We start from the raw sequence: 9,180 nt of genomic DNA, 5'->3' as shown, positions 1-9,180 counted from the left end.
CCCCCCCCCCCCCCCGAGAAAGCTACCTATCCATCAGAACCTTGGCGAGCGCATCGTCCAGCACCAAATCCGTAATCGCGCCGGTGCGCAGAGCCCCGCGGAGCGCCCTCGCGCGGTGCACCCCCGAAGCCACGCAAATACGTCGCGGGATACGCGCCAGCTCCTTGGGAGTGGGCCCCGATGCGCGCCGGTTCAGCTCCAAATCAGCCCACGACCCATCCTCGCGCAATAGCACGGTGCACATATCCCCCACGACTCCCAGCTCGCGCAGGCGGTACTGCTCCTCCGCGTCAAAATACCCGCCCGAGTACACGTGCGAAGGAATCGGGCCGCCGAACGCACCCACGCCAAAGATGGCCAGGTCCACACTCTGCTGCACCCGCAGGCTTGCCTGCACGCTGCGCTCGCGCCACATGGCTTCCTTCGTCTCGGCGTAGTCGAAGAAGGCAGGAACCGGGAAGTGCACGGTCTGCGCCTCGTAGGCGTTGGCCAGCTGCCCCAACAGAGAACCCAGGTACGGAATACCCGAGTGGTGCGCGTTGCCCGCGCCGTTGAGCTGCACGACCTTCACGCCGGTCAGGGGGCGGCGCGGCAGGTGCCGAGACACCTCGGTCATGGTGGAGCCCCAGGCCACGCCCAGGCGGGTGCCGTCGTCGATGAGCGAGTCCAGCAGGGAGGCGGCGGTGCGCGAAACCTGGCTCATGCGGGCAATCGGCGTGGCGTCGGCGCGCACGTTCACCAGGGTCACGCGCACCTTGTAGCGTTCGCCGATGCGCCGCTCCAGCTCGCTGCGGGTACGGAAGGAGTCGTCCAGTCGGATCTGCACCATGCCGTTTTCTCGGGCGCTTTTGAGCAGCCGCGAGACCGTGGCTCGCGAGACTCCCATGCGACTCGCGATGGCATCCATGGTCATGTTGTGGATGTAGTAGAGCTCCGCGGCCTCGTAGGTGTGGCTAGCGCGTTCGTTCATGGGCAAAGACCCCCTGTGAAAATCCGTTCATTCTACTTGGTAATTATTTCATTATCGGGTTTTACTAAGTCAAGACGACAGGCAACGCCGCCCCGTAGCGGCTCTCACAGAAAAGAAGAGAACAGCACATGAGCTCCCAGCACTTTGCACAGCAGTCGCAGCTGACCGCTGCATCCCGCGCCCAGGCTCTCAAGAGCATGGCCAATGAAGAACTCGACGTCCTCGTGGTCGGCGGCGGCATCACCGGGGCCGGCATCGCCCTCGACGCCGCAACCCGCGGCCTGCGCACCGGCATCGTCGAAGCCGGCGACTGGGCCGCAGGCACCAGCGCCTGGTCCTCCAAGCTCGTGCACGGCGGCCTGCGCTACCTCTACAACCTCGACTTCAAGCTCGTGACCGAAGCACTGACCGAGCGCGGCCTGCTGCTGAACAAGATCGCACCCCATCTGGTGCACGCACAGCCCTTCCTGTGGCCCCTGAAGATGCCCGTCATCGAGCGCGCATACTCCGCAATCGGCATCGGCATGTACGACACCCTCGCATTCCTCGGTTCCCGCGGCAACAAGGGCGTCCCCTCCCAGCGTCACTTCACCAAGACCGGCACCAAGACCGTCTTCCCCGACATCAAGGACTCCGCATTCAGCGGCGCAATCCAGTTCTACGATGCACGCGTTGACGACGCACGCCTCGTCATCGACGTCGTCCGCACCGCTGCAGGCTACGGCGCACTGGCTGCATCCCGCACCCAGGTTGTCGGCTTCACCAAGGATGCATCCGGCCGCGTCATCGGCGCAGAGCTGGCAGACTTGGAGACCGGCGAGCGCCTGAACGTACGCGCAAAGCACATCATCAACGCAACCGGCGTGTGGACCGAAGAGTCTGAGTCCCTCGCTAACCCCGAGGGTGGCCTGGAGGTTCTGGCTTCCAAGGGTATCCACATCGTGGTTCCCCGCGACCGCATCAACGCAACCAGCGGTATCTTCACCAAGACCGAGAAGTCCGTTCTCTTCATCATCCCCTGGCAGCGTTACTGGATCATCGGCACCACCGACACCCCCTACGCCGAGGACCGCGAGCGCCCCGTCGCAACCAGCAAGGACATCGACTACGTCCTGATGCAGGCCAACAAGCTGATCGCTAACCCGCTGACCCGCGAGGACATCATCGGCACCTACACCGGTCTGCGCCCGCTGCTGCAGCCCAAGGTCAAGGACGGCGCAGCATCCACCAAGGTTTCCCGCGAGCACACCGTGACCGAGGTTGCACCCGGCATGAGCGCCATCGCAGGCGGCAAGCTCACCACCTACCGTGTCATGGCTGCCGACGCTGTCGACTTCGCACTGGGCGAGCAGGCTAAGCAGAACCCCTCCGTGACCGCAACCATCGGCCTGGTCGGTGCAGACGGCTACCACGCAATCGCTGCTAACCGTGCACGCTACGCAGAGCGTTACGGCTGGGATGAGGACCGTATCACCCACTTGCTCGAGCGTTACGGCGCGCAGATTGAGGACCTCGGCGCTCTCATCGACGCTGACCCCTCCCTCGGTGCTCCCCTGGCTAAGGCACCCCAGTTCCTGCGTGCAGACGTCGTCTTCGCTGTCCGCTACGAAGGCGCCCTGCACCTGGAGGACGTGCTGGTCCGCCGCGTACGCCTCGACCTCGAGCAGCGCGACCGCGGCCTGGCAGCAGCAGACGAAATCCTCGACATCATGCGTGCCGAGCTCGGCTGGGACGACAAGAAGGTCAAGGAAGAGCGCGACCTCTACGCCGCACGCGTGCAGGCTATCCGCGAGGCGGAGTCCACCTCCACCGACGCTGAGGCATCGGCAAAGATTGAGGCTGTCACCCCCGTGGCACCTCGTGTGAAGCTCTAATCCTTAAAGATTCCACACATACCTTTCGTAACCGATTATTTGGTACGAACCGACCGTTCACCCCTCACCGAGCATGGGTTATCTCATATTTTCGGTGAGGGGTGGACGAGAGGTTAAATAACCGTTTACGATAATCCCCTGCATAAGAAGCAGCGAGCTAAATACAGGGTTAACCCACTGGTACGATCTGCTTCTCATCCAGAAACATCTATCAATTTTTCGTAGCAACCGCTACACATTTCAGCACAGCGTTGTGCCCCGATCCGCCCGTGCGGTGAGGACGCACGGGAATGCGCAAGCAAAGGTTCGCTTGCCTTCCAGACGCTTCGTCTTCAAGGAGCATCAATGTCTCTTCTTGCTTCCGCAGGAACTGTACTTGCAGCCGGCTCTTCCGCTCTCGTGGATGCATCCGGCGCCCCCACCACCCTCGGAATCTTCGCTTCCGAGTTCTTCGGTACCTTCATCCTGATTCTGCTCGGTGCCGGCGTATGCGCCGCAGTGACCCTCAAGAAGTCCTACGCTAAGGACGCAGGCTGGGGTGTTATCACCTTCGGATGGGGTCTGGCAGTGTTCACCGCCGTGTACCTCTCCTTCCATTCCGGTGCACACCTGAACCCCGCAGTGACCGTCGGCCTGGCAACCGCAGGCCGCGACCTGGCAACCGGTGTTCCCGCAACCGCAGGCAACATCGCCCTGTACATCATCGCTCAGATGCTCGGCGCAATGGCCGGCGCAACCGGAGCGTACCTCACCTACAAGAAGCACTTCGATGAGGACCCGGGCGACCGCCTCGGCATCTTCGCAACCGGCCCCGCCATCAAGTCCTACGGCTGGAACTTGCTCACCGAGATTATCGGCACCTTCGTCCTGATTGGCTGGATCATCGCATCCGGTAAGACCCCCGCCCAGACTGGCCCCTTGGCTGTTGCCCTGGTCGTTGTATCCATCAGTATGAGCCTCGGTGGCGCAACCGGTTCCGCTATCAACCCCGCACGTGACCTCGGCCCCCGTATCGCCTACACCTTCCTGCCCATCCCCGGTAAGACCGGTTCCAACTGGTCTTACGCATGGGTTCCGGTTGTTGGCCCAATCATCGGCGCTATCCTCGCAGGCCTGATCGTTCCGGCAGTTCTGCCCCTCTAAGACTTTCTCAACTCCCCATCTTTTACTTCTAAGGAAAAATCAATGACGACTTCGCTGCACTCCGCAACCCTCAACGTCGACCGCAAGTACATTCTCTCCATCGACCAGGGCACGACGAGCTCCCGCGCGATCCTGTTCAACAAGGCGGGCGAGAACGTGGCTCAGGGCCAGCTCGAGCACGAGCAGATCTTCCCCAAGGCAGGCTGGGTCGAGCACGACGCAACCGAGATTTGGCAGAACGTCCGTAAGGTCGTAGCAACCGCCATGGCAAACGGCGAAGTCAACCACCACGAAATCGCTGCAGTCGGCATCACCAACCAGCGCGAAACCACCGTCGTGTGGGACAAGAACACCGGTGAGCCCGTCTACAACGCAATCGTCTGGCAGGACACCCGCACCCAGGAAATCGTTGAAGAGCTCGCAGGCGAAGAGGGCGTTGGCAAGTACCACGACATCGTCGGCCTGAACCTCTCCACCTACTTCTCCGGCCCCAAGATCAAGTGGATCCTGGACAACGTCGAGGGTGCACGCGAGCGCGCCGAGCGCGGCGACCTGCTCTTCGGCAACACCGACACCTGGCTGGTCTGGAACCTGACCGGCGGTGTGGACGGCGGCGTGCACGTCACCGACGTGACCAACGCATCCCGTACCCTGCTGATGAACATCCGCACCCTGCAGTGGGATCCGCAGATTGCCGCAGACATGGGCATCCCCATGAGCATGCTGCCCGAGATTAAGTCCTCCTCCGAGGTGTACGGCTCCGGCCGCCCCACCGGCCTGCTCAGCGGCACCCCCATCGCGGGTATTCTGGGCGACCAGCAGGCTGCAACCTTCGGCCAGGCTTGCTTCGAGAAGGGCATGGCGAAGAACACCTACGGCACCGGTAACTTCATGCTCATGAACACCGGCAACGAACCCGTCTTCTCCGACAACGGTCTGCTGACCACCGTCGCCTACAAGATTGGCGATGCGGCACCCGTGTACGCGCTGGAAGGCTCGGTCGCGATGAGTGGCTCCCTGATTCAGTGGCTGCGTGACAACCTGCGCATGATTGAGAACGCCGCTGAGTCCGAGGGTCTGGCTACCTCCGTTGAGGATTCCGGCGGTTGCTACGTGGTTCCCGCGTTCTCCGGCCTGTTCGCACCGCACTGGCGTTCTGACGCTCGCGGCGTCATCGTGGGTCTGACCCGCTACGTGAACCGCGCACACATCGTGCGTGCGGCACTGGAGGCTACCGCATTCCAGACCCGAGAGGTTCTCGACGCAATGAACGCCGATTCCGGTGTTGAGCTCTCCGAGTTGCGCGTGGACGGCGGTATGACCGCCAACGAGTTCCTGATGCAGTTCCAGGCTGACATCCTCGGTGTTCCTGTAATCCGCCCGAAGGTTGTTGAGACCACCGCTCTGGGTGCAGCATACGCTGCAGGTATCGCCGTTGGTTTCTGGACCGGCGAGCAGGACGTCGTGGACAACTGGGTTGAAGACAAGCGCTGGCTGCCCTCCATGGAGCCCGCAGAGGTTGACCGCCAGTACCGCCTGTGGAAGAAGGCTGTCTCCCGCACCCTCGAGTGGGTTGACGAGGACGTTCCGACCGCCTAAGCAATCTGGAGCGCTGGCGCTCGTTGAGCGCTCTTTCCCTCAAGCATGTGCAAGGGCCGGGTACCCACCACGGGTGCCCGGCCCTTCCGCATACCCTTTCAACCGTGGAAGGCACCCCGCACTGGGGCCTAGCGCCGAGAGCGCGGCCGATGTCCCGGTGCCTCAGCGCCAGACCTTTTATGACGTAGCGTTTAGCGTTTGTTGCAAGGCAATTTTCTAATACTCTCAATGCCGTTGTAACGTTAGTGAATGTAGATGTAGCATCTTCCGGTGATTACATAATGCTGCGCTGTTCGTGAGGTGTCAGTGTCGCACGGGTCTTTTGCATGGTTTTCATGTATTTTCCCGCTGGACTCGCCGGTTCGCGCTATTGCTACATGTACAGCTCCTATCGCCGTCCGCCGCGCCGTCTCGTACGCCGCGGCGGACGGGTCTTTAACCGCCCGGCCGACATCACCCCGGGCAAACATTCCGCCTTCATCTTGCGTTACGGACTGCCGCACCGCCCCGTCGTTGCCCGCCTTCTCTGTCTATTGAAAGCGCCGTACAATGGATATATCAGCAGATAGGGGCGCGCTCATGGTCGTCGATAACGATAGGCGCGCACACGATGCATACCGATGTTTGCCGTAGCGGAGCATAGGCTCCCGAAAGGAGGAAGCGGCTTAGGCCGCGCCACCCATGGTCGATGTTCGTCGCCGCAAGCTTGCTATTATCGCCATGAACGTTTCGGTTCTCGCCGCCGCGCTATCCTGGCTGCTCGTTATCTTCTCGCTGATTTATTCCGCCGCGGCCGTACCCTGGGCCCTTGGCGTGGCTATTGTTCTGAGCGTGATTGGTGCTTACGCCGTCTACCGCTATTACTCCGAGTACTCGCATGTGCTCCCCGTTGAGGACCCCGATGCGCACGACGTGCTCGGTCACGATCTGCACTCGACTCACCTGCCGCACCTGCACCATGAAAATAAGGATGCACAGCCCGAGCACTAGGATGACGGCGCACAGGTGCCCCTCCCCTATGATGGATGGAGGGGCACCGCCCTTTAACCGCGCCCGCAAGCCCACCGAGGAAGACCATGACCGAAGCGACCGCATCCCCGCACTCGCAGGATCCCCAGCCCGCCGATCTCCCAACGGGTGAAGCCCCGTCAGTCGAAAACCCACCCGCCGAGATTCAGCCCCCGCACATCGCGCCGCCGGCTTCAGAGGAGGAGGAAACTGCACGATGGTACACCCGGCACGACAGCCCCGTCGGCACGCTCTACATCGCGGCCAAGGCCGACGCCATCACGGGCCTCTGGTACGAGGAGCAGAAGCACTTCCCTCTCCCCCACGAGCTGGGCACGCTCATCGACAATCCCGAGGCTTACCTGCGAGAGCACGGCACAGCGGAAGATGACGAACCTGCCGGCGAATACGCCGCCGCACAGCTACTCGCGCTGGCTTGCACACAGCTGGACGAGTACTTCACCCGCGAGCGCACCTCCTTTGACCTCCCTCTCGACCCGGAGGGCACGGACTTTCAGCTCATCGTCTGGGAGCATCTAAAGACTGTCCCGGCCGGGTACACCACCACGTACGGCGCCATTTCGCGGGCCGTGGGTCCGGGAGCCCCCGCGCAGGCGGTGGGCCAGGCGGTGGGCCGCAATAAGATTTCCATCATAATCCCCTGCCACCGCGTGGTTGGTGCCGACGGTAGCATGACCGGCTATGCCGGAGGCGTGGACCGCAAGCGTTTCCTGCTGGCTCTGGAGGAGCCCGCCGAGGTGCGGGAGGCGAGGCTCTTCTAACGTCAGCTGCGTTCGTCGGGCGGGACAGGGTTGAAGAAAGAATCCGCGCAGAGGGTGGGATGCATGCCGTCTATCGGTGGGCATCCCACCCTTTTTGCCTACCCGTATTCCTGCACTCGTATTCGATTCCAAGCCATCACGCAACACTGCATCGAATATACTTGCGAAATTACCGCGCGGAGCGTTAGTGTTTAAGTAGAACATATCTCCGGAATAACTTTCGGGGCGCGCGAATTGACCGAGATTCTCAGAGAGGAGCAATCATGATTTCGCAGGTTCCCAATAACGTCACCACCAAGAGCTCCCCGAGCTACCCCGCGTGGGTCACCGATGAGCTCCTGCGCGGCTACTACGACACGGAGTGGGGCGTTCCAGTCACCGATGAGCGCGGGCTCTTCGAGGCTCTCAGCCTCGAAGCATTCCAGGTGGGTCTCTCCTGGCGCACGATTCTTGCGCGACGTGAGGCATTCCGACGAGCTTTTGAGGGGTTCGATCCCGAGCGTGTGGCTTCCTTTAACGAGCAAGATGTTGCGCGACTGCTCGAGGATGAGGGCATCATCCGTAACGAACGCAAGATTCGGGCGGTAATTTCCAATGCCAAGCTCACCCTGCGGATGCGCGAGCTGGCCGCAGCTTCCGATAGCTTTCCCGCCGAGGGGATTCCGCTCCCCCTCATCGCATCTTCCTCCGCCCCCAACGAGGCGGGCCGCACCGAACCTCCACAGGCCGAGGTATCGCGCACGGTTCGTCGCCGGGGCCGAACGCTAAGCATTGAAGAGCTGGAACGGATGCGCGAGCGCACCCTACCCGACGGTACGCGCGTTCCGGGTGGGCTCCCCGCATGGCTGTGGTCCTTTGCACCGAACGAGACCATTGCACCGCGCACTCTGGAGGAGATTCCAACCGATACCGTCGAGTCCGCGGTGCTCGCCAAGTCTTTCAAAGCGTTAGGTGGGGTCTTCCTGGGGCCGGTGACCGCGTACGCGCTCATGTGCGCAGTGGGCATGGTGGATGCGCACCTGCTCGATTCGCACCGGCGCGGATGCTCAGGCCTCTTCAACTAGCCGCGCCTCTACACCCGTGGCGCGATTAGCCGTGGCGTGACCGCGGAGGGCACAGAAAAACCGCGCGCCGTATCTTTCGATACAGCGCGCGGCCTGAAGATTAGCGTTCCTCTGCGAGTCCGACAGGTCTTAGCGGATGGTCACGAAGAGGAAAATCAGGGACAGCAGCGGCGGAACCAGCTGGATCAACGCGGGCTTACGCTTAGCAGGGGAGGTCAGGAACAGGTAGATGCCGGCGATAGCCATGGCGCCCAGGCCCGCGAAGAGCAGAGCCACACCAACCTGCGGGGAACCAAACCAGAAAGCCAGCAGGCCGGTTGCCGCAATCCACGCAATCATCAGGTTGTACAGGCCCTGGTTAGCCGCCATTTCCCTGGTGGATTCCGCGAACTCCTCGGTCATGCCGAAGATTTCACGGCCCTTGGGCTTGGTCCAGAGGAAGGACTCAATAACCCAGATGTAGATGTGAATTGCGATTGCCACGAAGGCGAAAACGGTGGTAACCGTTGCAAGGCTCTGCATCGCCGTCTCCTCATACTAGTAGGTCGTCTGTCAGGTGTGCATCCATCGCAATATACGGGCGGGTAACTGTCTGACCGGCAGTCCGGCGGCCGCCTCCGCACGCGTCGTCTTCGGTGCATGGGCACAAGCATCTATTTTACTCTTCCCCGGTAATGCCTGCATTGCACCGCCGCATATGTTCAGATTCGGACATCCGAGCATACGGCGAGCGCCCGCCG

Annotated in this window: 8 protein-coding genes; 6 read left to right on the top strand and 2 right to left on the bottom strand. The window is 61.9% G+C overall.

Annotated elements, in window-relative coordinates:
- Positions 1-22: 22 nt before the first annotated feature.
- Positions 23-970 (bottom strand): sugar-binding transcriptional regulator, encoded by a 948-nt coding sequence (locus HMPREF2630_RS06855; RefSeq protein WP_049343478.1) that lies wholly within the window; start codon positions 968-970, stop codon positions 23-25.
- A gap of 128 nt (positions 971-1,098) precedes the next feature.
- Here HMPREF2630_RS06855 and HMPREF2630_RS06850 point away from each other — a divergent pair, with 128 nt between their 5' ends.
- The 6 genes from HMPREF2630_RS06850 (at position 1,099) to HMPREF2630_RS06825 (ending at position 8,440) form a co-directional block, all read left to right on the top strand.
- Positions 1,099-2,844 carry a glycerol-3-phosphate dehydrogenase/oxidase gene (locus tag HMPREF2630_RS06850; protein WP_070484110.1) on the top strand — a complete coding sequence of 582 codons (1,746 nt, stop codon included), beginning with the start codon at positions 1,099-1,101 and terminating at the stop codon, positions 2,842-2,844.
- Positions 2,845-3,189: 345 nt separating this feature from the next.
- The gene (locus tag HMPREF2630_RS06845; protein WP_049332597.1) at positions 3,190-3,987 is read left to right on the top strand and encodes an MIP/aquaporin family protein; all 798 of its coding nucleotides are present in this window, start codon (positions 3,190-3,192) and stop codon (positions 3,985-3,987) included.
- 42 nt (positions 3,988-4,029) lie between these two features.
- Positions 4,030-5,586, top strand: a complete 1,557-nt coding sequence (gene glpK, locus HMPREF2630_RS06840; RefSeq protein ID WP_070484107.1) for a glycerol kinase GlpK — start codon at positions 4,030-4,032, stop codon at positions 5,584-5,586.
- A 681-nt stretch (positions 5,587-6,267) separates the two neighbouring features.
- The gene (locus HMPREF2630_RS06835; RefSeq protein WP_049343482.1) at positions 6,268-6,576 is read left to right on the top strand and encodes an N-acyl-D-glutamate deacylase; all 309 of its coding nucleotides are present in this window, start codon (positions 6,268-6,270) and stop codon (positions 6,574-6,576) included.
- An 86-nt stretch (positions 6,577-6,662) separates the two neighbouring features.
- Positions 6,663-7,376 (top strand): methylated-DNA--[protein]-cysteine S-methyltransferase, encoded by a 714-nt coding sequence (locus HMPREF2630_RS06830; protein WP_080975225.1) that lies wholly within the window; start codon positions 6,663-6,665, stop codon positions 7,374-7,376.
- Between the two features lie 263 nt (positions 7,377-7,639).
- On the top strand, positions 7,640-8,440 hold the full coding sequence (locus HMPREF2630_RS06825) for a DNA-3-methyladenine glycosylase I (RefSeq protein WP_070484104.1): 801 nt from the start codon (positions 7,640-7,642) through the stop codon (positions 8,438-8,440).
- A gap of 129 nt (positions 8,441-8,569) precedes the next feature.
- Here HMPREF2630_RS06825 and HMPREF2630_RS06820 read toward each other — a convergent pair whose 3' ends face one another.
- Positions 8,570-8,962, bottom strand: a complete 393-nt coding sequence (locus HMPREF2630_RS06820; protein WP_049332590.1) for a DUF1304 domain-containing protein — start codon at positions 8,960-8,962, stop codon at positions 8,570-8,572.
- Positions 8,963-9,180: the final 218 nt, after the last annotated feature.

The organism is Rothia sp. HMSC072B03 (assembly GCF_001809565.1).
GTDB classification, from domain to species: Bacteria; Actinomycetota; Actinomycetes; order Actinomycetales; family Micrococcaceae; genus Rothia; species Rothia mucilaginosa_A.
This window is presented reverse-complemented; position numbering and strand designations above follow the sequence as displayed.

Bases quoted from the DNA above. Each gene is read 5' to 3' on its own strand.
- glpK (WP_070484107.1), top strand. From the start codon at position 4,030: ATGACGACTTCGCTGCACTCCGCAACCCTCAACGTCGACCGCAAGTAC.
- HMPREF2630_RS06835 (WP_049343482.1), top strand. From the start codon at position 6,268: ATGGTCGATGTTCGTCGCCGCAAGCTTGCTATTATCGCCATGAACGTT.
- HMPREF2630_RS06855 (WP_049343478.1), bottom strand. From the start codon at position 970: ATGAACGAACGCGCTAGCCACACCTACGAGGCCGCGGAGCTCTACTAC.
- HMPREF2630_RS06825 (WP_070484104.1), top strand. From the start codon at position 7,640: ATGATTTCGCAGGTTCCCAATAACGTCACCACCAAGAGCTCCCCGAGC.
- HMPREF2630_RS06850 (WP_070484110.1), top strand. From the start codon at position 1,099: ATGAGCTCCCAGCACTTTGCACAGCAGTCGCAGCTGACCGCTGCATCC.
- HMPREF2630_RS06820 (WP_049332590.1), bottom strand. From the start codon at position 8,962: ATGCAGAGCCTTGCAACGGTTACCACCGTTTTCGCCTTCGTGGCAATC.
- HMPREF2630_RS06845 (WP_049332597.1), top strand. From the start codon at position 3,190: ATGTCTCTTCTTGCTTCCGCAGGAACTGTACTTGCAGCCGGCTCTTCC.
- HMPREF2630_RS06830 (WP_080975225.1), top strand. From the start codon at position 6,663: ATGACCGAAGCGACCGCATCCCCGCACTCGCAGGATCCCCAGCCCGCC.